The organism is Cupriavidus sp. PB-02, from assembly GCF_058252315.1.
The window spans coordinates 2,064,118-2,085,565 of sequence record NZ_CM177694.1; the positions used below are offsets into that span (position 1 = coordinate 2,064,118).

General features: G+C 69.0%; 17 protein-coding genes. All 17 read right to left on the reverse strand.

Annotated elements, in window-relative coordinates; translation table 11 throughout:
- Positions 1-24: 24 nt before the first annotated feature.
- The 17 genes from AC10V3_RS09860 to AC10V3_RS09940 are packed head-to-tail and all read right to left on the reverse strand — an operon-like array spanning position 25 to position 21,447.
- On the reverse strand, positions 25-1,074 hold the full coding sequence (locus AC10V3_RS09860) for a helix-hairpin-helix domain-containing protein (RefSeq protein ID WP_022535060.1): 1,050 nt from the start codon (positions 1,072-1,074) through the stop codon (positions 25-27).
- Positions 1,067-4,636 carry a hypothetical protein gene (locus AC10V3_RS09865; protein ID WP_490923597.1) on the reverse strand — a complete coding sequence of 1,190 codons (3,570 nt, stop codon included), beginning with the start codon at positions 4,634-4,636 and terminating at the stop codon, positions 1,067-1,069. The genes AC10V3_RS09860 and AC10V3_RS09865 overlap by 8 nt, the downstream gene beginning before the upstream one ends.
- Positions 4,637-4,666: 30 nt before the next feature.
- Complete coding sequence (locus tag AC10V3_RS09870) at positions 4,667-6,991, reverse strand: phage tail protein (protein ID WP_490923599.1); 2,325 nt, start codon at positions 6,989-6,991, stop codon at positions 4,667-4,669.
- Positions 6,988-9,669, reverse strand: a complete 2,682-nt coding sequence (locus tag AC10V3_RS09875) for a hypothetical protein (protein ID WP_454751944.1) — start codon at positions 9,667-9,669, stop codon at positions 6,988-6,990. Before AC10V3_RS09875 ends, AC10V3_RS09870 begins: the two co-directional genes overlap by 4 nt.
- Before the next feature lie 20 nt (positions 9,670-9,689).
- A complete protein-coding gene (locus AC10V3_RS09880) occupies positions 9,690-12,227 on the reverse strand; it encodes a putative baseplate assembly protein (protein WP_490923600.1) in 2,538 nt (845 codons plus the stop codon).
- Entirely contained in the window at positions 12,224-12,655 is a 432-nt protein-coding gene (locus tag AC10V3_RS09885; RefSeq protein ID WP_490923601.1) for a GPW/gp25 family protein, read from the reverse strand. Before AC10V3_RS09885 ends, AC10V3_RS09880 begins: the two co-directional genes overlap by 4 nt.
- A 2-nt stretch (positions 12,656-12,657) precedes the next feature.
- Positions 12,658-12,987, reverse strand: a complete 330-nt coding sequence (locus AC10V3_RS09890) for a hypothetical protein (RefSeq protein WP_022535066.1) — start codon at positions 12,985-12,987, stop codon at positions 12,658-12,660.
- Positions 12,984-13,565, reverse strand: coding sequence for a phage baseplate assembly protein V (locus tag AC10V3_RS09895; protein WP_022535067.1), 582 nt, complete (start codon positions 13,563-13,565; stop codon positions 12,984-12,986). Before AC10V3_RS09895 ends, AC10V3_RS09890 begins: the two co-directional genes overlap by 4 nt.
- The gene (locus AC10V3_RS09900; protein WP_349607245.1) at positions 13,565-14,710 is read right to left on the reverse strand and encodes a hypothetical protein; all 1,146 of its coding nucleotides are present in this window, start codon (positions 14,708-14,710) and stop codon (positions 13,565-13,567) included. Before AC10V3_RS09900 ends, AC10V3_RS09895 begins: the two co-directional genes overlap by 1 nt.
- 13 nt (positions 14,711-14,723) lie before the next feature.
- Positions 14,724-14,996, reverse strand: coding sequence for a hypothetical protein (locus tag AC10V3_RS09905; RefSeq protein WP_022535069.1), 273 nt, complete (start codon positions 14,994-14,996; stop codon positions 14,724-14,726).
- 25 nt (positions 14,997-15,021) lie between these two features.
- Positions 15,022-15,687, reverse strand: coding sequence for a hypothetical protein (locus tag AC10V3_RS09910; protein ID WP_022535070.1), 666 nt, complete (start codon positions 15,685-15,687; stop codon positions 15,022-15,024).
- 2 nt (positions 15,688-15,689) lie between these two features.
- Positions 15,690-15,983: a hypothetical protein gene (locus AC10V3_RS09915; RefSeq protein WP_022535071.1), complete on the reverse strand. Its 294-nt coding sequence runs from the start codon at positions 15,981-15,983 to the stop codon at positions 15,690-15,692.
- Entirely contained in the window at positions 15,980-18,172 is a 2,193-nt protein-coding gene (locus AC10V3_RS09920) for an ATP-binding protein (RefSeq protein ID WP_490923603.1), read from the reverse strand. Before AC10V3_RS09920 ends, AC10V3_RS09915 begins: the two co-directional genes overlap by 4 nt.
- 2 nt (positions 18,173-18,174) lie before the next feature.
- Positions 18,175-19,356 (reverse strand): Pvc16 family protein, encoded by a 1,182-nt coding sequence (locus AC10V3_RS09925; RefSeq protein WP_490923605.1) that lies wholly within the window; start codon positions 19,354-19,356, stop codon positions 18,175-18,177.
- Positions 19,357-19,359: 3 nt separating this feature from the next.
- On the reverse strand, positions 19,360-20,154 hold the full coding sequence (locus AC10V3_RS09930; protein ID WP_490923606.1) for a hypothetical protein: 795 nt from the start codon (positions 20,152-20,154) through the stop codon (positions 19,360-19,362).
- The gene (locus AC10V3_RS09935) at positions 20,151-20,924 is read right to left on the reverse strand and encodes a hypothetical protein (RefSeq protein WP_022535075.1); all 774 of its coding nucleotides are present in this window, start codon (positions 20,922-20,924) and stop codon (positions 20,151-20,153) included. The genes AC10V3_RS09930 and AC10V3_RS09935 overlap by 4 nt, the downstream gene beginning before the upstream one ends.
- Positions 20,925-20,928: 4 nt before the next feature.
- Positions 20,929-21,447 carry a phage tail protein gene (locus AC10V3_RS09940; RefSeq protein ID WP_022535076.1) on the reverse strand — a complete coding sequence of 173 codons (519 nt, stop codon included), beginning with the start codon at positions 21,445-21,447 and terminating at the stop codon, positions 20,929-20,931.
- Position 21,448: the final 1 nt, after the last annotated feature.

Genomic DNA, 21,448 nt, shown 5'->3' on the forward strand with positions numbered 1-21,448 from the left:
GGCTGGCGCGAACATGAGCAGCACCTATGGCTTGTCGCTCCTTGTCTTCTTCCGCCGAGCTGCGGAAGGGGCAGGAGCGGTTTCAGGCCCGGTGCGCGCCACGGAGAAATCCGCCGGCACGATGCTTCTCGCCTGATCCAGCAGTTTCGCCGCCACGGCGCGGTCGCCGACAATCTCGGCCAGCCTGGCCGGGTCGGCTTCGAGGATGCCTTCGACGTCGACAATGCCACCTTTGTCGAGTCGCTTGCGCGTGGTGGCATCGATCTCGAGCTTGTCCAGTGGTGTCCTGGGTGCTGAGGAGGCGGGGGGCGTTGGCGCCGGTCCTGCTCCTGCTCCTGGTGCTGGTGCTGGTGTTGGCGCCGGCGCAGCGACCGGGGGCGGCATGGTGCACACGCCACCATCGCGCGCGCCCAGTACGATGATGCGGAAGTCGACCTGGCCAAGCACAGGATGCAACGGTACTGCCTCGACCTGCAGGGTCTTCTGCGCGGCATCCAGCACATGGATGCGTGCATTCAATTGCGCAGCAGTAGCGGCCCGGGTCGTCGGCTTCGCGTCCGTTTCCCCGGCGGCCGCCATGTTGACGGTAGTCCCGGTGCCATTCCGCTGCCCGCCCTGGTAGCGCAGCAGGAAATAGCCTTGCGCGTCGGTGCAGCCAAAGCCGATTTCGCGGATCCAGTTGCCCTTGTCGTCGTAGAGGGCAACAGTCAGGTCAGGCAAGCCCTTGCCCTGCCGGTCCCGCACGAAGCCGTGGAATACATAGCCGTCCTGGTCCACGGCCGGCACACCGGTGCCGGCGCGGGTCTGTTCGAAGCCGATGTCGCGCAGCAGTCCTGCGTTGCTCCTGATTCGGTCGGCCAGCGCGCCCACCCGCGGATTGTCGCTGCCGTACTTGAGTGCCAGCCGCCGCTGCTCGCGCGCGTAGCCGCTGGCGCGGGTGGTGCGCACGGTCTGCAGGCCGGCGAAGGCGGCAGCGCGCTGCGGGTCGAGGCTGGCGATCTGGCCTTCCAGCGATTTCTCCACCGTCTCGTCCGGGATGCCGCTGGCATCGCAGCTACGTGTGTTGTCAGCCATTGCTGATGACTCCAGTGGTCTTGCCGAAATTGGTCAGGATCCGCCCGTTGCCTTCGCACAGGCCGGTACCCAGCGGATCGACCAGCACGGTATTCGGACCACCCTGCAGGTAGGCGGGGAAGAAGGCGCGCGCCAGTATGCAGTGCGTGGTCTGGTTGAAGGTGGTGGCGTTGAGCATGCCCAGCGTCACCGCGGAGAATTTCGCGCGCAGCAGCGACTCCTTGAGCCGGTTGTTGCAGGCCCGCAGCGAAAAGCCGAACAGGAGCGCATGCACCAGCACCACGTCGTCGAGCAGGTTGCAGTCGCACTGGTTGTCGGCAAAGGCAACGTCGTCGAGGCTGAAAACGGCGATCGAAGACAGCGACAACGTGGCACCGGTCTCGACCAGGTCCAGCAGGCACTGGTTGTCCGCGAACAGCACATTGCCGCCGGCCAGGTAGGCGCCCAGCCGCTCGTCGTCCAGTCCCGGCCGCGCGGAGAAGCCGGTGGTGGCCAGTGCCCCCTTTGCAATCGAGGAGAAGGCGAGGAACTGCAGGTACAGCTCGGCCGACATGCCGAGGTTCAGGATCGCCACCGTGGCCGCTGCGAAGGTCGCCCCCGCGCCGCGCACTATCGCATGGCTGGTCAGCTGGTTGCCGTGCACCGACACGGGTCCCAGCGCCGTCACACTGAGCGCCTGGCCCAACGGCGCGCTGACGATATTGCCGTGCATGGTGAGCGCTGGTTCGCCGCTCTGGACCGGCAGCACCTGCGCGCCCACGCGCACCGGCATCACCGGCGCGACCGCATAGACGATATTGACGCCACCGCGCCGGCCGATCCTGGCGGCAGCGCTGCTGGCGACGCTGGTGGTCGTGTTGGTGGTTACATTGCCCGGAGCGGCTCTGGCGCCGTTGCCTGCAATGTGGTTGCGCGATATCTCCAGCCCCTGCGCATGCAGCACGAAAATGCCGCAGACCGGCTCCAGGTGGCTGGGGCCATTGTCGTCGATCACGTTGTCGCGAATGACAAGCCGCTCGACGTCGGCCAGCGCGATGCCGCCATAGCCCATGCTGTCGATCATCGCCTCCGGGATCTCGGACAGCGGACGCCGCAGGCAGCCGCGGATGTCGTTGCCGGCGATGGCCAGTCCCTCCACCGTGACGAACTCGTCGGCCTCGGCCAGGTTGAAGAAGCCGGCCACGCCGATGCCGTTCATGCCCATCTGGTGGATGCGGTTGTCAGCGATCTCGATCTCGCTCAGCGTACCGGCCGAGGCCACCCGCACCCGGCCTTCGCCGATGTCCACCGGGATGGCCACCAGCACGCTGCTGGCCGGCATCCTGGGATCGCAGGGGTCGACGGGGCGCGGGCGCGGCCAGCGTATCGGCGGCACCGGCTCGTTGCGGTCGTCGATAAAGATCAGGCTGCCGAGCGTGATGCCATTGCCCGCGCCGCCGCGGATCAGGTTGCCGGCAATGCGCACCCGGTCCGAGGTGCCGCCGATCTGCAGGCCGCCCCGGCTCAGCGATCCGGGCGCGAAAGCCATGGCCGCCATGGCCGCCGTGGCAGCCGTGGCAGCCGTGGCAGCCGTGACGGCCGTCGCCGCCGGCAACTCCGCTGTCAGCACCGGCTCATCGGTTCTGGGCTGGCCAGCCGCAACCTCGATCCGGTTGCGTTCGATCAGCATGTCATCGCCCAATGCGAACACGGCCGGGTCCAGGCAGGCACTGTCGCGCATGCGGATCCGGCACCCGCTCAGCATGAGCTGGCGCGCATTGAGCACGCGGATGGCGCTGGCGGCAGCGGCGCTGACGTCGAGTTCCTGCAGGATCACGCCGACCAGCGCATCTGGCACCGGCTGGTCGCGCCCGAAATTCGGATCACCGCCTTCCAGCACCAGTCCCGGCCCGCGTTCATGCGCCAGCACGGCAAGCGAATCGATGCGGATGTTCTGTCCGCCGCGCACGTGGAACACGGGCGGCGCGCTGTCCGCCTCGCCGCGCGGCGGGGCACCATGGACACGGCTGCGCGCGCCGCAGCCGGTCACGGTGACATTGCGGCGGCGAACGATCTCGATGCTCTCGGTGAAATCGCCGGGCAGCACGCAGACCTGGCCGCCTTCGGCCGGCAGCGCGTTGATTGCCTGCTGGATCGACTCAAAGTCGCCGAAGCTGCGCCGCCCGTCGCCGACGCGATAGGTGCAGCAGGTCTGCAGCCGGGTAAGGGGGCGAAAGCGCTGGCGGCAGTCCTCGATACTGCCCGAGATCGTGGTATTGCGGCGCCCGGTCCAGTTGATCTCGGCCAGCGCGGCGCGGTGGCGGACCACGCCGGTCGGGGGTGCATCATCGATCAACACCGCCGGATTGGGAATTTCGCCGGCACGTACGCTGAAGGTCCAGTAGTCGCCGGGCTGGAAGTTCCCGGCGGCTGGCGTGTCGAAGGCCAGCCGGATGCCATCGCGCAACTCGACCGGATTGGCGGCGTTGGTGAAATCGGCAATATCGCGTAGCCCGTTCCACAGCCGGAAGAAAACCGGTTCGGTGGTTGCGGGCAGGGCGCCATACACCGGGGGCACCGCCAGTTCGAGATCGTGGTCGGTATTGAGGGTCGCGGTGCTCGCGTAGACGACGCTCCATGCACCATCCAGCTCGTCATATTGCAGCGCTTCCAGGTACCAGTTGGCCAGGCCGGCGTTGACAATGGCGGCGCGGCCGGCGTCGATCACCACGCGCGGCGGGTTCAGCGTGGCGTCGAAGCGGCCGCGTCCGGCCAGTCCGCCGTTCCACTGGCTCCATTTGAAGCGCGCCGGGGCACCCGTCGCGCCTTGCGCGATCTCGATGCGATAGAGGTTGTGCTCGAAGCCAAGGTAGCCACCTCCGCCCACCACCGGGCAATCACCCGGAATCGCCGTGACGGGGGCCAGCGTCACGCTGAGCCGGCCCTTGCGGGCAGGGTCGTCGCGCAGTCGCCCGGCGATCGATGCGCAGTCCTCGCCTTCGGCCAGCCGCAGCAGGCGGAAGCGCACATTGACAAAGGCGCGCTCTGCCGTATCGGGGCCGCCCAACGCCGGCTCGATCAGCCGTTCCGGATACTGGAAGCCGTGCAATGCTTCCTCGGAAACCTCGACGATGACCGCGTCGCGAACGCCATCGTCGATCTGGTCGGGCGTTGGCAGCGGGTCGGCCAGCGGTGGTCCGTAGTAGCGGACCCGCCGCTCGAGAGGCGCATCAGGGGCGGCCGCCGCGCCGGGCAACCGTGTCAGGATGCCATCGACCCACGCGCGTCCCGGCCTGACGGTGACATGCACTTCGCCATCCTCGACGAAGGACGAGGTGACGGCGAAACTCTGAGGTTCTGCCGCAGGCACCGCGCACACGCCTTCGCCGATGATGTCGCGGCCGGCCTGGCCGTGCCATGACAGCGCAAGCAGCTGGCCCTCGGTCAGGTCGGCGTCATCCATCACGCGGCCTTGCTGGTGCAGCACGCCCTCGATATTGCGCAGCGGCCCCTGCGCGGGCGCGCTCACGCCGCGCTCATGCTCGTGAGGGTCGAAATAGAGAGCAGAGAAGTCGCCTTGCATGGCAGCCCCGTTCAGTTTGCAGTCATTTTTCTAGGTCACCGGCAGCAGCAGCGGCCGCACGCCGATGGGCATGAATTCCCGCAACCTCACCTGCAGATTGGTCCATTTGTGCGCCTCGAAGAGAAAGCCGAACGCACCCATCGCATCGTCGCCGGGCCCGAGGGTGCGGATGCGCGCATCGGATTCGCGCGCAATCTGCGCATAGCCGGGATCGTTGAACCTGCGCGACGTGAAGACCAGCCGCGCGTCGCGCCCATCCAGGCAGAAGTGGTTGGGCGGCAACCGGTCGCCGTCGCCGCTGAACCAGCTCCATTTGATGCAGCCATGCTGGTTGTCCAGCACGGCGAAACGCTGCGAGAAGATCCCGCCGAGCCCGCCGACCGCGCTGGTGCGCACCGCGCCGAAGCAGGTCAGTCCGTCAAACTGCAATGGCGCGCCCCAGTTGTTGGCGGCATCGGTGGCGGCGGCGATCGCGAAGACGGTGTCGGGCGCATCATCGTCACGCGGCGAGGCATCGACAATGCAGTGCTGCAGGTCGAGCCGGTAGCGGTCGTCGATGGCGAGGCTGCCGCAAATGCTGTCGGCGATCACGATGTCAGGCGTCGGCGCGAACGCGAGCACATCGTCGGGGTCGGCAAAGCCATAACCGTTGGCCAGCCGCATGGCGGCCCTGCGTGGCGCCTGGCTGCCATCGCGCAGCGCATGACCACCCGGTGCCAGGGTGCAGCCGACAATTTCGAGCCGCGCGAGCGCCGCGCGGCCGATCAACGGGCCATCGGCCGGGAACGGCGCCGCTTCGTCGGCGGCCAGGTACAGCCCTTCGAGCCGGACTGCAGGAGCGACCGTGGTCGCTGCAGCGGCGGCCACCGGCCGGAATCCCAGGGGCTGCGCCAGCAGCACGACCGGGCGCTGGCCGCCGGCAGCACGGATCGTCAGGGATCTCGCCAGCCGCAACGAGAGCCCGCCGTCGACGCTGGTGCCGCCAAGTGCCGCCAGGTCGATGCGATGCACATGGCTGTCGCTGATCTCGATCACCACGGGGCGCGTCACGGTGTCGAGCCCGTCAAGCGCGTCCTGCAGCGAGATGCCTCCGCTGACCGCGCCCACCGTCCGCAATTCGACACTGTCATCAGCCGGGAACACCCGGGACACGGGATGCGCGCCCACCGGCCCGACCGCGCCGTAGGTAAAGCTTGCGTAGATACCGGGAACCCCCTGGGGCGTGATCAGCAGGTCGGCCTGGGCCGTGCTACCCATGCCGATCATCACGCGCCCCAGGTCGGGATCGATCACGATCTCGCCATGACGCAACGGCCGACGCAGCCCGCTTTCCCAGGCGCACAGGTTGTCACCGCGGAAGAGCCATTGCCACGCAGTCTGCGGCGGCGGCGGAATCAGCAGAGGCGCAAGCGATTGCGGCAGGAACAGATGCAGGCCCGCATCGCCGAGATCGAAGCCGGTGGGGGGACTCGCAGCCTCGTTGAAAAAGTCCACCGCCACGTAGGCCTGTGGCCTGGCGCCGGGGGAGCCCGTCGTCAGGCGTGCGTCGGCCATCGGGCCGGGCACTGCGTCCGCCTCGGTCAGCGGGGCGATGATGCCGCCCGATGTGTTTTGCCGCAGGAACCCCGGGCGGCTGGTGTTGAACAGCCGCACCGGCAGGTCCAGCGGATGCAGGTCGAAGCGCAGCGCGAAGCGGGCCAGCCCGGCTGGCTGGGGCCCAAGGTCGCCGACGCCCTTGGCCAGGGGCTGCGCGGGCTGCAGCCGGTAGGCGGCCAGGCGCCACAGGAACACCGCCAGGTTTGGCAGGTTGACATGGCGGGTGTCGCTGAAGGCGGGCTTGACGTCGGCACTGTATGCGAAGGGATCGAAAGGCGTGCCCAGCAGCGCCAGCGTGGCCGGGTCACGCAGCGCAGCGGTGCCGCCGCGATCCGGCCGCTGGTGGTTCAGGTGCTGCGCCCAGCCGAGGTTCTCGCGCAGCTCGACGGCGCGACAGGCCCAGGCGGTAAGGTTGACCGCAAGCCGTTCCACGGCGCCCAGCGTGCCCTTGCGCCGGCGCAACGCGATGGTGTCGGCGACGTCCGCGCGCAGCGTCCGCGGCTCGCCCTTTAGGTGGCTGGTGCCCAGCAGGTCGGCCAGGTAAGGAATGACCCAGTCGTCACAGGTGTCGATGAACAGGTCCTCGTACAACTGGGCAATGTTCCCGTGCAAGGCCCCGAACGCGCCTTCGACCGCGCCCAGGTAGGCACGCAGCGGGTCCGGCGGCGACTGCTCGGTGTCGCGGCTGCGGTAGATTTCCGGCAGCCGGTCGAACAGCGGCACGCGCGGCATGGTGGACCGATCGCCTGGATCACTCATTCGCACTCTCCGCTGACGGGTTCGGCCGCGACGCCCAGCGTCAGGTGTGTGCCGGCCAGTTGCAGCAGTTCGGCTGGCGCACAACCGAGCCTGGCGGCCAGCGGGCGCGGAGCTGGGGGCAAGGGCTGCGTGACCGGAGCCGTCGCGGCGGCGGCGCCGGCCGGCGTCGGAAAGCGGCCGAACGCGGCCACCTTGCACCACAGTACGCCGTGCACATTCTGCACGCGGCCCTCGACACGGCTGGCATATTCGCCATCGCCCAGACGGCGCGCATGCAGGCCGAACAGCCCGGTACGCTCGTTTGCGGTATCGCCCGCCAGCCCCAGCGCGGCTCGCAGCGAGTCTTCCACCACTTCGCGCCGCAAGCGCGGATCGCAGGCATAGACCAGGTCAAGGAACACGTGGCGCAGCCTGGCCTGCTCGATCACCAGCGCGAAGCGATCCGGGCCGCGGCAGCGCTGGGCCTTGACGATGGCGGCGCGCACGGTGCTGAACTCCGCCTCGCGCCCGGCTGCCAGCAGGACGCGCAGGATCACGGCCGGCACCCCGGCATGCAGGTCCCATGAGGCCGTGGCGGTGACCACGCCCGGAATCGACAGTGTCTCCGTTTCATAGTCGCGCAGGCTGACCAGCCGGCCCAGGCTTTGCACCTTTCCCGGTGCCGCCTCCCGGGCCTTTTCCAGGTCCTCCGGGTCGGCGCCGCCTGAGACGATGCCGGCCAGCGCAAGCTTGTCGAAGCCTGGCGGCCGCTCGCTCGCGGTCGGGGTGGCGCCGGCCTTGAGGGCGCCGCGCGCACCGGTGCCGCTGCGATAGATGGCGCGCACATTCTTGACGCCCGAAGGCAGCCGCGCCCCGGTCTCGCCGTCCCCGAACTGCACGAAGCTGCGCTGCTGCGCGTCTTCGCGAACGATGTAGACCGTATCGGCGGGCCCACGCCCGAACAGGGAATCGACCCGCGTCCACAGCCGGTCATTGACCCAGACCTGCAGTTCGGGCAGTTGCGGCGGCGTGGCGCCCGCTTCCAGCAGATACGTCAGGGGCGCCTTCGGCAAGGGGAAAGTCTGGAAGCGTTGGCGGCTGTCGCCATTGCCAAGGAAGGCCTCGCGTTCGGTCTTGCCCTGCGAGGCGTCGGCGAGATTGCCGAACACCGTCACGGTGGGTTTGGTCTCGTCGAAGTCGGCCCGCGTGAATGGCGCTGGCGCGCGGTCAAAGCTCAGCGGCCACAGGCGCGGCGGGTCCGGGTCGAGCGCGGGGAAATCGTCCGGTGCGTCGAGGCAGACCAGGTCGAGGCCGCGGCCATCCGCATGGGACAGTGACAGGCGTCGCCCGGCCAGCGCCCGCGCTTGCGCCGCGGTGCCATAGAAGCGCAGCGCCCGGGTGCCGCTGCCGAACGCCGTGGCAAGCGGATCGGACACGGGGCGCAGGCCCAGCACCGGACTGGTGACTTCGTGGATGCGCCAGTCGCGCACGTCAGACAGCGGCCATGGCGACATCACCTGCCTGACCAGCGGTGCGTCCAGCGTCAGCACGGTGGTGGGTCCGTTGAGATTGCCGAAGCCCAGCGCCCCCGCGCGCAGCGTGCGCAGCATGCGCGCGACGCACAGCGCGAAGCGCGTGCCGGAGGCGGTCGCCGCCACGCGGGTCTGCACAATCAGGCGGGTGCCAGGCACCAGGTCGCTGACTTCCACGTCGAGCGGCACATCGGCTGGCGCCAGCGGGAAGGAGGCACTGCTGTTGGTGCAGTCGTGGCTGGCATCGACATGGCGGTCGAACGAAGTTGCCGAGATGCGCGTGCCCGTGACGGCCCCGCCGGGACCGGTGGTGGGCGTCGCGATCTGTGGCGGGGCGCTATGCCCGAAATGGCGGAACGAACGGCCGATGCGGTATGCCGTAACCGGGGCATCCCAGGCTTCGTCCAGCCCGCCGTCGAGATCGACCAGCACGCGGTCAAGCAGGCGCGTGACCTTGGAGATCTTGACCAGCTGCGCTGCCTTCTGTGCCGACAGCGTCGAGCCGGCGCTGGTCCAGCCAGGCTCGGGGGGCAACAGCAGCAGCCTGTCGCCCGGCTTGAGCTCGAACGCGCCCAGGCTGATGCTGTCGCCCGCACCCGCTACGCTGGCCAGTTCGAGGCGGCGCGTGCCGGCCGGCAGCGTGGCGGCATAGCGCCGCGGCCGGTACAGATGGAAGCGGCCCAGATGTGGCCAGGCGGTGAGTTCGGCATCCGTTTCAAAATCCGCCGGGGTGGGGTTACCGGCCAGGTCGGCCTTGACCGCGAAGCCGGCGCGGATCGTCACCGGCGCTTCGCCGCGTACCTCGAAGGCCAGTGTGGCGCGCCCGCCGATGCCTGGAGCCAGCCTGTAGCCGGTCAGGCGCACCAGCTCCGCCACGCTTTCGCGCCAGGCAGCCGTGCGCAGGAAGGCCTCGTTGGCGTAGTGCTCCTGGTAGAAGGTCAGGATATCGCCCAGGATGGCTGCGCCCTGCAGCAGCGCGATAGCCGGATCATCGGCATCGCGGTGTGTCCATCCCGCGAGCGCGGGGGCGGCGTCGATGGCCCGGATCATGGCCTCGGCGAAGTCATCGTAGCGGCCGATGCGATAGGCAATGCGCGGCAGCCCCGGGCGGTTCTGCACGCGGCGCGGGAAGATGAAGGGATCGGTGATCAGGGGATCGCAGGGCATCTCGCGCTCCGGTGGCCCGCCTATTGCCGCCCGCCCTGCACCTCGAAGCGGATCAGGCCGCGTTCGAGGTGGTCGGGGTCGTTGCTCAGCAGCACGACTTCATCGAAGCCCATTTCCAGCACCGCGGTGCCTGGTGCGCCCGGGGTGGGTGCGTTGAAGCGCTTCATGGCGATGCTGACCACATGGCGGATGCCGGCCACCCGCTGGATCCGGCCTTCGATGGCGCTGCGGTGCAGGGCCTGGCCAAAGGTCCACTGGTCCGGGTGGAAGAAGCCCGGGCGGCCGTCAGCGGTCCAGCCGTCCGAGAATTCCTGCTCCAGCACAAAGCGCAGGTCCTCGCGCCAGTAGCCGGGTTCGGCGCAGACGGTGACGCGCACGTCGAGCGGGACATAGCGGGGAGGGCGCAGTTCGAGGTCCTCGCCAATCAGCCGTACCGCTTCCAGGTGTGCCGCCACATCCGCGCGCAGCCGATCGTCAAGGGTTCCGCCGGAGGCCACCGTGCCGGCGGGGTCGATCACCACCCGCACGGTGCGCCAGCTGCCGGTCCACGCATAACGTGCCACCGCGCGCGAAACGCCCGGGACCTCCTCTGCGCGGCCTACATAGTCCGCCAACGTGACGGCACGCAGCTGGCGCGCGCGGTAAGCCTCGGGGGCATTGCGGCGGACCTTCTCCACCGGCTCCGGGTCACGTCCGTCGGTCACGTCGAAGGGGTTCCAGGCCGCGGTCACGGCGCCGCCGAGCGTGCCCGCCAGTTCCTGCACGAAGGTGAGCTGGCCGGCGCCGACATTGCCCGAGACACCTCCGCCGACCTGGTAGCCGGCTTCGACGACGGCGCCCGCCGGCAGCAGCCGCCCGTTGCGGCCATTGCCGAAACGCAGCGTGCTGCGGCGTCTTTCATCGGTCTCGACCATGAAGTGATCGCCCTGTTCGGGGGAGTCGTCGCTATGCACCAGGCTTTCGACTTCATCCCACGCATCGGTCGTGCCATCCGTGGTCGTGACCTCGACACGCAGGGTGGACCGTGCTGGAATTTCGCCCTCGGCCCGCCCTGGCACGCCGTAGGCGGCGGCCGGCAGGTAGGCCAGCGCCCCCTCGTCGGGCAAGGCGGCCAGGATCCAGTCGTGGTCATCGCCATGCCGGTTCATCCTGTGGTAGTGGCGATGCTTGAGCGTGGCCGAATCGCCGGGCAGGGTTGTGCCCGCGTCGTGGAAACGCACCGTGATCGGACGACCCTCGTAGACCGGCAGCAGGTTGCCGAAGAACAGCGAGATGTCGGGCACCGCGACCCCATCGCAGAAGGTGGTGAAGCTGTAGTCGAAGCGCAGTGCGTCCTCGTCGCGCCAGCGCAGCCGCACCAGCCAGGTCTGCATCACCGGGTCGAACAGCGTGTCGGCGGCATCGTTGCCGGCGCGCAGCCGCAGCCACTGACGCTTGCGCGGATTGCGGCCCGGCGGCGCTCCTGTCAGCGGATTGCGCATCTCCGCGATGGCGAGGTCGCGCCAGGCGCCGGTGCGGACCAGATCACGCAGCGCCTCGGCCTGCGCCTGCGTGGCCAGGCCGCCCACGGGCACCAGGTCGGCCTCGGTGCTGCCCGCGCGCAGCGCCGGCTGCGCGTCGCGCCAGGTGTGCAGGCGCAGGCGGTTCAGCAGCGGATCCAGGCGCTGGCGCGCCGCCTCCGGCAGGTAACTCTGGCGGCTGGCGAACGAGATGGTGCCGGCCACGACCGGGCTGGGGCCGGTGCTGACGATTAGTTCCTGGTCATCCAGCGTGAAGGGTGCCTGGCCTGCGGCAATGTCGAGCGCCAGCCAGGTACTGGCCTGGTTGCCTTCGTGCAGGTGGTAATCCATCAGGCGCGCATGGCGCGCCAGCGACACGCGCTTGCGCACCGTGGCAAGGTACGCCTCGGCCATCACGCGGTCCTGGTAGTCGGACAGTTCGTCGGCGGCAGCGGCGAAGAGGTCGATCAGCACCTGATCGAGGTCCGCTTCGCTGGTGCTGTTCCAGCCGGGCACGCGCTGCGCCATCGTCGTCAGCAGCGTGTGGCGGAACGAGTCATAGTCCTTGGCAAGGTAGTCGATCGCCGGGCCGGGCGACAGCGGACGGCCCTCCTGCGGCGGCGCGCAGTCATTGGTGAAGCAGCCGGGCCGGAACTTGAAGCCGAGGCTGCTGAAGAAAGGATCGATGCGGCTGGCGTCCCACACCAGTTCGAGCGTATAGGTGGAATAGTCGCCTACCGGCTCCACCCGCAGCCCCAGCCGCGTGTTGTCGATGCCCGTCACCGCCGTGACCCTGACCTGCCCCTCGGCGGGGCCGCCCCGCACGCGTGTGCCGCCGCGCACACGGAAGATCTGGCCGGCGCGCGCGGGCTCTGCAGCGATCTCGGCGAGAATGTCGGCGAGGTGCAGGTCATTGAAGAACCGCAGGTCGAGATCGGCCTGGGCCGGCTGCGGGCCTGCCGCCAGGGCGACCAGCGCCAGGCGCATGCCGTTCAGGCCGTGCGCCTGGAGCACATCGGCGCGGTCGTCGGCGTTGTCCTGGTGGATCACCGTGGTCATAGCCCGGTCCTCTGGAACCTGATCACGCGCGAATCCGGACTGCCGGCGGGCCGGTACTTGACCGTCACCTCCAGCCCGCCGGTCAGCGCATCGAGCAGCAGCTCGGGCTGCGTGCCGGGCACCGCTGCCTCGTCGCCGAAGCGCACGTCGATCAGTTCGACCACCACCCGGTGGCCAAGCCAGCGCGACAGCGCCTGCGTGATGCTCGACTTCACCACGCCGCGCAGCACATCGGAAGCGGGCTCGAACACCAGCGTGCGCACGCCTCCCCCGAACTCCGGCAGGAACAGCCGTTCTCCCGGCCCGGTCAGCAGCAGTTGCAGCACCTCGTCGCGAACGTGCTCGGCATCGCTGCCCGGCGCGGCGGTGCGGCCGTCGTCGCCGATGCGGAAAGGGAAGGCCAGATGGCGGCCATTGGAAAGTGCCATGATCAGACTCCGAACGCCCGTGCCTGCACCTGCACCACGATGGCCGGCCCTTGCGGCACCTGCGCCGCGTTCAGGCACAGGCCAACGCTGTTCTGCAGCAGCACGGGCACGTTGCGCACCTTGGTCTGCACGGCGGCGGTGACCCACCGGATCGTCAGGCAGGGCGTGTACACGCCGCCGGGCGCGAAGGTACAGCCGACGATGGGGTGCACGTCGGTCTGCAACAGCGCGGGGCAACCATCGATCAGCGCCTCGGTGTTGCTGGTGATCAGCACTGCCTGGCCTGCGTGCGGGCACATCACAGTGCTGGTGCTGGTCAGGATGGGAATCATGGCGGCACTCCGAACGCCATCGCGCCGTTGACCAGGCTGACCCCTGCCAGCCCGATCTTGATCTGCCCGTTGTTCAGCGAGATATTGGTTGCGCTGATGGTGATCTCGCATGCGCCGCAGCTCAGCACGATCTCGCTGCCGGTCAGCCTGATCTCAGGGCCACCGGTGCTGCCGTGGACCAGTTTCAGCTCGTCGCCCTCGTCATCGAGGATCACCTTGTGACCATGGGAGGACACAATCACGCGCACCTTCGCGCCCTGGGGGGCGGGGCGCTGGCCGCTGGCCCACCAGGCGCCGGACCAGATCGGACTGTCCAGGCGTCCAGCCTCGAACTCGATCCATACGCCCGAACCCACTTCGGGCAGCATCACCATGCCGTGACCGTCACCACCGAACGGCGACACCGGCAGCGCCCACCCGGTGTCCTGGCCGTGCAGCACGCTGTCCACCCGGGCCTTGATCCGGCACAGGTTCTCGGGGTCGTCGACGCTGGTGACGATGCCGCGGTACTTGCCGAAATAGCTGGTCCCCGTGCGCTCGACCAGGCCCTCGATAATGGATTCCGTGACATCGATCATCAGAAGATCTCCACACTGGCTGACACCGACAGCGTCAGGCCGCCGCCGAGCGCCTCGGCGACCTGAGCGCCCGATACCTCGGTGAGCGAATCGGACTTGGCTTCGAGCCGCTGGGTATGCACTGACGGCGTGATGCGGTGGACCACCTTGGTGATCAGGTAATCGCCGCTGTAGGGCGTTGCGCCGGCATCGACGCGCACCTTCAGATATGGCGCCAGCAGTGCGCCATAACAGCCGGGCACGGCCTCTCCGCTCAGGTGATAGACATAGCCATTGCGCCGGGCTTGCGCGATCGCCACCGCGGCAGGGTCGTCACGCGCGCTGTCCGGCCCCGGCAGCAGGCGGCGCGGGGCCAGGTCGACCGGTGTCGCCGGCAGCTGGCGCATCAGGCCCAGATCGGCGGCGCTGGTCTCGAACGTGGTGACGCCCTGGTCGTCCACCCGCAATACCCTGGCCTGCGTGATCTCGCCACCGTCGGGATCCTGGCTGATGCTGGCGTTGGCCAGCGTGCGGCGATCACCCAGCATCAGCAGTGGCGGCAGGTCGGCGGCGTCAGCCGGGTCCGGCAGGAAGCAGCCGATGCTGGCGCCGCGCTCACTGCCCGGCAGCACATAAGCATGGCGGTCATTGAGCCGGGCCAGCTCGCGCAGGAACTGCAGCACCGTACCCCGTCGCACGGTGGTTTCCGGCGTAGCGCTGGTGCCTTCAATCCGTGTGTCGCGGATCGCGTCGAAGCGGCGGAACAGTTCGTCGGCCAGGTCGCTGTGCCGGCGATGCTCGAAGGGCGGCTCGACTTCCTCGTCACGGTGGAGCAGGGCGCTGTCGTCGCGCACCACCATGGTCGCCGCGCTGCGGCCCGGCTGCCCGTCCAGGCTGGCGTCGAGGTTGACGAGGGGGCCATCGATCAATGGCGCGAAGCGGCCGTTGCCGATATCGAGCTCGATGCGCACGCGCGAGAATGGCGCGACCTTCTCGCCCGGCCAGTGCAGCCACCGGCCCCTTTCATCCAGGCACAGGGCCATGCGCAGATGGGCTTCCCAGAACGCGTCCATTTCCTGCGTGACCTCGATCTCTTCGATGCGCGCCAGCTCCTCCTCGCTCGCAGCGCGGTCACCGAACCAGATGCGCAGGCGCGGATCGCCCATGGCTGCCTCCCGCTCAGGTCGCCGGCACGTCGAGCTGGTCGCCGGGATTGGCTACCAGCGTGCGGCTGTCCAACGCGGTATTGGCATCGGCCACATGCCAGTGCTGCGTGGCATCGCCGGACTGCGACTGGGCGATCAGGTCGAGCCGGTCGCTGGCCTGCACCGTGCGGGGCTCGCCGGTGACAGGCGTCAGCCGCCGCAGCCGCAGCGCAACCACGGTTTCTCCGGTCGAGGTGGTGGTCGTGACGGTGGCGACCTTGGCGTAACGGGAATTGGCCAGGAACATGGTCTTGCCCTCAGTGGCGCTTGCCTTACAGCGGTATCAGATCGACGACCTGGTCGGCGGTATTGACGAGGTTGGCGATCGCCTGCGCCTCGCGCGCGATCGTGGTGTATTCCAGCGCGCCCTTTCCCAGCGCGTCATCCGAGCAGTCGTCGATCTCGATCACGCTGAGTTGCAGGTCGACTTCGGCGCGCAGGGGGTTCAACACGGCGTCGTACTCCAGTTCCGCGATCGTCATCGCGTCGATGGTGACTGGCACGACCCGCGTCAGGCCCCAGATGAACAGGATGCGCGGATACTTCTCGCGCGGGATCGGTTGCGCAGGCGCGTCGGCCGCCCCGCCCAGGCCCAGTGCATCGCCGATGGCGTCGAGCGCCTTGCCGAGCAGGCCGGCAACCTTGGCACCAGGCAGCACCATCTTCTCCAGTGCGCACAGTTGCGGGCCGATGCCGAACATCCTGGCCACCGCCTTGTCCTCGTCGAGCAGGTTGGCGGCGCTGAAGTGCGCCTTGAAGGAGATCTTCTCGAAGGTCCGCTCGCCGGCCTGGCTGGTCTCGCGCCGCGACACGCCGCTGGGGCGTGGGGGAATCTGCAGGCTGCGCGACAGCGATTCCGGATTGAACTGGAAGATCACAACGTTCGGTATCGGGCCGAGCAACTGGGTGCCATATTCGATCAGGGCGCCGCGCAGCATGGTCATTCTCCGTGGCCGGTGCTGGCGGCGATCCGTTGCGCCATGCGCGCCGCGAGCGTGGCGGCGTCGGGCGCGGCCTCCAGGCCGATGCGGCCGGCTTCGATACGGGTCGTCCCGGGGCGAGCGCCGACCGGCACCGGGTGCAGCGCCAGCGCCTGTGCCAGCGCCTGCTCCAACGCGTGGGGCAGCAGGCGGGCCGCCTCCCCGGCGGTAAGCGCGGAAACGCCGCGCAGGTCGAGTTCGAGGCGGTCGATATGCAGGCGCCGCGGCGGGCGCGCCTTCCTGTCCGTGGTCATCGCAGGCTCCTTTCCGCTGCCACCAGCGGCGCATAGGGTCCGTACTGATCGAGGCTGCTGGCGCGCTCCAGCTTGTCGTACTCGCGCTGCACGGCGCGGATCACGGCCGGCATGGTCAGGGTCCTGGGCGCGCCCTCGGCGGCGCTCTGCAGGCAGGCATGAAACACAATGGCGCGGATATGCCCGCCGGCAAGGGCGAAGCGGCGCATCAGGAAATCGAAGTCAAGCGCGCTCGCATCCACGCCGGGCGGAATCACGCTGCGCCAGATGCGCAACCGTTCCTCGGGCCCCGGCAGTGGAAATTCGACGGCGAAGCGCAGCCGCCGCAGGAAAGCCTCGTCGAGGTCCTTGCGGCGATTGGTGGCGAGAATGGCCAGGCCCTTGAAACGTTCCATGCGCTCCAGCAGGTAGCTGATCTCCAGGTTGGCAAAGCGGTCATGCGCATCCCTGACCTCGGTGCGCCGGCCGAACAGCGCGTCGGCTTCGTCGAAGAAGAGCATGACGTCCGAGGTGTCGGCGGCATCAAACAGCCTGCGCAGGTTCTTCTCGGTCTCGCCAATGTATTTGTTGACCACCTGGGACAGGTCGATCCGGTACAACGGAAGTTCCAGCGTCTTTGCCAGCGCCTCGGCGCACATCGTCTTGCCGGTGCCGGGCGGGCCTGAGAACAGCACGGCCAGCCCGCCGTCGTTCCAGGCTCTTGCCGTTCCCCACTCGTAGTGGACGCGGGTCAGGTTGCGCATCGCCACAACGATCTCGTCGATCTGGCGTGCCTGCGCCGGCGGCAGCATCAGCTCGCCGAGGTCGAAGCGAGGCACCACGGGCTGGGCCAGCGTGCCCATGTCGAGATCGGCGCGCGCTGCGGCAAACAGCGCTTCGCTGGTCGGCGCATGGCCCAGCGACGCCAACTCGGCGCCGACCCGGGCAATGCCACCGTGCTCGTAGCGGAAGCGCCGTGCCACTTCCGCCAGCGCAGGATGCCGGGCCATCGATGGCACCGCGGCGCGCCAGTACGCAAGCCGTTCGGCATAGGAGGAGGGCGGCAACGTGACGGTGGGCAGCACTTCAGCGCCGCGGTCCAGCATCGCAGCCAGTGTTGCCACCAGCCCCGTCCCCGCGGTCGTAGCGGCTTCAGCCTGATCCTGCAGGCCAATAAACACGGTCAGCGGCAGGCTGGAGAGCGGCGTGGAATCGGCCACCGCTTCATGGCCCGGCACGGCGTCGCCGGCCACGCCCAGCCATTTGCCTGGCAGATACAGGGCATGGCCGCGCAGCCATGCCACGGTCAGCAACTGTGGCAGATGCTCGCGCGCGCATCCGGGTGCCGGCCGCACGGTGGCGATATCCAACGTGGCGGTGCAGGCGGCCAGCCATTGCGCGAGCGGTGCCCCGGCGGCACCGGCCAGCGGCACGATGCGCAGGCGGTGCGACGAGGACGGTGTCCGCAATGTCGCCGACACGCGGGCGGCCAGCATCCCCGCCGCTGCAGGCGGCGCCAGCGCGTCGAAGCATTCGAGCGCATCGGGCAGGGCGCCGGCTGGAAACAGAAGCTCTCGCGCCACCAGCGGCGCGACGGTCATCGGCGCCTGCCAGAGCGCGTGCCCGGGCCCGGCCACCAGTGCCAGCAGGCCGTGGCGGGCCAGCACATGCCCGGGGCCAAGTTCGCGAACCACCGCGTCCGGCTCGTCCCACAGCCTCTGCGCCAGCGCCAGTGTCGGGTCGCCACGCTGCGCATCGCCATTGCAGGTCGCGATCACGTGCGAGCTGGCGCTGTCGAGGCAGGGCAGCAGCGCCAGGGCCAGCAGGAAGCACTCCACGGGCTGCAGCCGCAGGGTCTCGGTTACCCAGCCAAATGAGCCACGGGCACAGGCGGATGGAAGCGGTGGCGGCAGCGCAATGCGTTCGCTCAGGTAGCGCGCCGTGACGTCGTTGTCGAAGAACTCGCGCTTCTTGCGCGCATAACGTGCCAGGTCAAGGGCAACGAGCGTACGGTCGGCGAAGTCAGGCCGTGCCGCCGCCTCTTCGCCAACTGCCTGCTGCAGCCCCTGCTCGCCCCACAGCCAGCAGATTTCACGGCGCAGGCGCAGCGTCACCTGGCGCAGCCAATAGCGGGCGAGCGCATCGCCGCCTTGCGCGCCGGGAATGAAGGCGACGGGTTCGAGCCATTCCTCGACGGGAAGCCGGTCCATGGTCAGGGCACCGTCACCAGGGGGCTGGCTTTCGCCTGCTGGCTGTTTACGCACAGGATCACGCGGTAGTCGCCAGCGGATATGCCGGTGATCGCACCGGAGATGGTCAGGGTCTGCTGGTCGGGCGCACTGGCAAACGTGTCGAAGCTGCGTACCGTGACACCGTCGGCCGGACGGTAAAGCGAAACGACGATGTCGTCGGTCTGGTTGCCCAGCAGCAGGCCAGTCAGCGTCAGGTCTCCTCCGGCGATCGCGGCGTCTTCCAGTGTCGGCAGCAGGCGCACGGGCAGCAGGTTGCCGGAACGGGTGCGCGTGGCCGACAGCCGGCGCCGTGCGACCAGCGGCAGCTCGCCCGCCGATAGCGACGTGCCGGCGGCGATGGGTCCCTGCGGATTGCCACCCGGATCGCCCTCGGCGGTGACGCGCAGCCGGTCAGGCAACCGTTGCACCGGCGTGAGCACGATATTGCCCAGCACGATTTCCAGGTCGTCGCCGGTAAGCTCGTCGCCGAACAGCTCGATCGTCTCTCCGGCTTCGAAAGCGCCGGGCTCGATGCGCGCCAGGCGGGGCCCGAGCGTGGGCAGCACGGTGATGGCGATGCCGTCCTCGCCGATTACCGTCTGCGGCGCGGTCCGGTAGTCGATGCCCACCAGCAGCGAGTTGCGTGGCGGATGGCTCGGTACGATCATGACCGGCCGCATCTGGAAGGCAGCGGACAGGCGGTAGCGCTCGTCGGTGCCTTGCATGACCTTGGACAGCAGTTCCACGCCGGATTCATCGAATGTCAGCTTGAGCGGCTCCGGGTTGGCTTGAAGGGCGAGCCGCACGTCGGGCGCCACCAGCGGGTCGAGGCGCAGGTAGTTCAGCTCCTGCAAGGCCGCCATGCCCTGGCCAAGCATTTCGTGCGCGGCTGCGCTGTCGCTCTCCTCGCGGTCATCGAAGGCGGTCAGCAGGTACTTCAGCACCAGCCACAGCGGCGGCGGCTCGCCTTCGTGCAGGGACTGGTTGCGCAGCGTCGCATCGAAGGCGGCTTCATAGAGGAAGAGGTTCAGCTTGGCGGTGGTATTTGTCTCGGCGGCCAGCTCTGGCTTGCCGACGCTGACTTCGAAGCTGCGGCGGATCAGGTGGTCCCGCAGCAGGCGGGTCACCGCGCCGATCGCCCTGCCGGTGTCAGCCAGCGCCATGGCTCAAATCCTGCGCAGGGCGCGCCGCGACAGGCCGGAACGAAGGGCCGGCGCGGGGGGTTGCTGCGGCGCAGCCGGGCTGGCCGGCGCGACGGGCGGCGGGGCGTCCACACGCAGGTGAATCGCGCCGATCGAGACGGCCACCGTGTCGGGCGCGGCCGCCGCTACCGGCGGCTCGGCCCATTCCGGTTCGGGCCGCAACCACGCTGCATTGCTGTCACCTGGTACGGAAAGGGGCATTGCGGGCGCGGCTTCCGGCAGGTTGGCGCTGGCCTCTTCCATGTACGCGCTTGTCTGTGTGGCACCGCGTAGCGCTTGCGCCCCGGATGCCCGGGCGGGCGCGGACTCCTCCGGCTCCGCGCTGGAGATCCAGCGCAGCGCGGCCGCGATCATTGCCTGCGCCGTCGGAGGCGTGCCGGCGCGCGCAGCTTCAGGCGCAGCGGCCAATGCCGTGGGCGACGCCTCGCGTTCTGGGGCGGTGGGGACCAGGCCTGCCGCGGATGCTGGCACCGGCGGTGTTGGCAAGTCGACGCGCTGCCGTGGCATCTCACCGGGCATGCCCGCCGCAATTGACCTGGCCTCCGTCAGGGGCTGGCTGGCGGCCGCCGCGGCGGGCCGGGCCGTGGACTTCGGCTCGTCCACCAGTTGTACCGGCCCGTCGGCGCCCGGCGCGGCATCGGGGCCAGCATCGTCCGGGCCTGCCTCGGCGAGCGTCGCAGTGACGGGCCGTGCCGGTGATTCGCCCGACCCGACGTGAATCCCGCCGGCTTGCATCAGCGCGCCAAAGTAGTCGCTCATGGCGTATCCCCAATCCAGTCCAGGTAGCGCTTGCGGCGTGCTGGCGGTACCGCCAGCACCTCGCGCTCGCTCCAGCCAAAGTGCGTGGCCAGCAGGTGGATTTCGCGCAGCAGCGCAGTCTGACAGCGGCGCAGCCGCGCCAGCACGATCTGCTCCAGGTCGACACGCACCTCATTGCTCTCGCCGCACACCGGGCAGTGGCAGGCGACTGTGAACGCCACCAGCGGATCCAGCGCCGCCAGCGTCTCCGCGAGTTCCGCTTCATCGTCGATGGTTATCTCGCCTTCGACGATCAGGCTGTCGAGCATTGCCCTGACGGCGGCCTGGCGCGTGCCTGCGGGGCAGGCCTGCCGCCACGCCCGCAGGTCGGCGCCACGGGGGCGTCGCACGGAAACCGCTCGGTGGTGGGCGTCATCGCCCAGCGTCAGCCGCACGACATCTTCTGCCGGGACCTGGGCCATCAACATGGCCAGCGGCAGCTCGAATTCGAACCGTTCGGCGCATGCGCTGCTGCCGCAGGCGGCCTGCAGTTCGAGCCGGTCGGTCGCCTCCGTCGTCGCCAGCACGCGCAGCAGCGCGCCGATGCGCGCGCTCACCGGTTGTGCCCACCAGTAACGGGCATCGCGCGGGGCGGCGCACGACGCCAGCAAGGTCGTCACCAGCGCCTGGCGGTCGTCGGTGCCAAAATCTACATCCAGATCATCGGCGCCGCCGAACGCACGCCAGCCGGCGCGCCGCCTGTGCTGCGCGAGCCGCTGCGGCGTGGCCATGAGTTCAAGCTCCCGTGACCGGCTCGGCCGGTTCGGTCACATCCAGGTCGCGCTCCCAGCCTTCGTTTTCGAGCTTCAGGGTCTGGATCAGTACCGCGTTGGCATTGGCGTCGAGGTCGGCCACCGCCTGGAACTCCGAGACCCAGCAGCGGTATACCTTGTAGGCGAGGACCACCTGCCCGGTCTCGTTCATGATCTCGATCAGCACGTCTTTGCGGAAGTCCTTCAGGCTGACCTCGGCGCCGAGCCCGCCGCCGACATGCCAGATCTTGTTGGCCCAGTTCTCGAACTCCGGGTCGTGGGTGACACCGCGTTCCAGCGTCAGCGCCTCGTACTTGGTGCGTCCGGGCGACTTGCGCGAGGTGGACGGGTCCCCGCCTTCGCGGTGCTCGACCACTTCCGTGCTGCGCTTGAGCGCGCCGATCTTGCTGACGCCGGCGACATAGCGCCCGTCCCACTTGATGCGGAATTTGAAGTTCTTGTACGGATCGAAGCGGTGGGTATTGACGGAAAACTGTGCCATG

Excerpts from the sequence above, each read along its gene's own strand:
- AC10V3_RS09860 (WP_022535060.1), bottom strand. The coding sequence starts at position 1,074 with ATGGCTGACAACACACGTAGCTGCGATGCCAGCGGCATCCCGGACGAG.
- AC10V3_RS09865 (WP_490923597.1), bottom strand. The coding sequence starts at position 4,636 with ATGCAAGGCGACTTCTCTGCTCTCTATTTCGACCCTCACGAGCATGAG.
- AC10V3_RS09870 (WP_490923599.1), bottom strand. The coding sequence starts at position 6,991 with ATGAGTGATCCAGGCGATCGGTCCACCATGCCGCGCGTGCCGCTGTTC.
- AC10V3_RS09875 (WP_454751944.1), bottom strand. The coding sequence starts at position 9,669 with ATGCCCTGCGATCCCCTGATCACCGATCCCTTCATCTTCCCGCGCCGC.
- AC10V3_RS09880 (WP_490923600.1), bottom strand. The coding sequence starts at position 12,227 with ATGACCACGGTGATCCACCAGGACAACGCCGACGACCGCGCCGATGTG.
- AC10V3_RS09885 (WP_490923601.1), bottom strand. The coding sequence starts at position 12,655 with ATGGCACTTTCCAATGGCCGCCATCTGGCCTTCCCTTTCCGCATCGGC.
- AC10V3_RS09890 (WP_022535066.1), bottom strand. The coding sequence starts at position 12,987 with ATGATTCCCATCCTGACCAGCACCAGCACTGTGATGTGCCCGCACGCA.
- AC10V3_RS09895 (WP_022535067.1), bottom strand. The coding sequence starts at position 13,565 with ATGATCGATGTCACGGAATCCATTATCGAGGGCCTGGTCGAGCGCACG.
- AC10V3_RS09900 (WP_349607245.1), bottom strand. The coding sequence starts at position 14,710 with ATGGGCGATCCGCGCCTGCGCATCTGGTTCGGTGACCGCGCTGCGAGC.
- AC10V3_RS09905 (WP_022535069.1), bottom strand. The coding sequence starts at position 14,996 with ATGTTCCTGGCCAATTCCCGTTACGCCAAGGTCGCCACCGTCACGACC.
- AC10V3_RS09910 (WP_022535070.1), bottom strand. The coding sequence starts at position 15,687 with ATGCTGCGCGGCGCCCTGATCGAATATGGCACCCAGTTGCTCGGCCCG.
- AC10V3_RS09915 (WP_022535071.1), bottom strand. The coding sequence starts at position 15,983 with ATGACCACGGACAGGAAGGCGCGCCCGCCGCGGCGCCTGCATATCGAC.
- AC10V3_RS09920 (WP_490923603.1), bottom strand. The coding sequence starts at position 18,172 with ATGGACCGGCTTCCCGTCGAGGAATGGCTCGAACCCGTCGCCTTCATT.
- AC10V3_RS09925 (WP_490923605.1), bottom strand. The coding sequence starts at position 19,356 with ATGGCGCTGGCTGACACCGGCAGGGCGATCGGCGCGGTGACCCGCCTG.
- AC10V3_RS09930 (WP_490923606.1), bottom strand. The coding sequence starts at position 20,154 with ATGAGCGACTACTTTGGCGCGCTGATGCAAGCCGGCGGGATTCACGTC.
- AC10V3_RS09935 (WP_022535075.1), bottom strand. The coding sequence starts at position 20,924 with ATGGCCACGCCGCAGCGGCTCGCGCAGCACAGGCGGCGCGCCGGCTGG.
- AC10V3_RS09940 (WP_022535076.1), bottom strand. The coding sequence starts at position 21,447 with ATGGCACAGTTTTCCGTCAATACCCACCGCTTCGATCCGTACAAGAAC.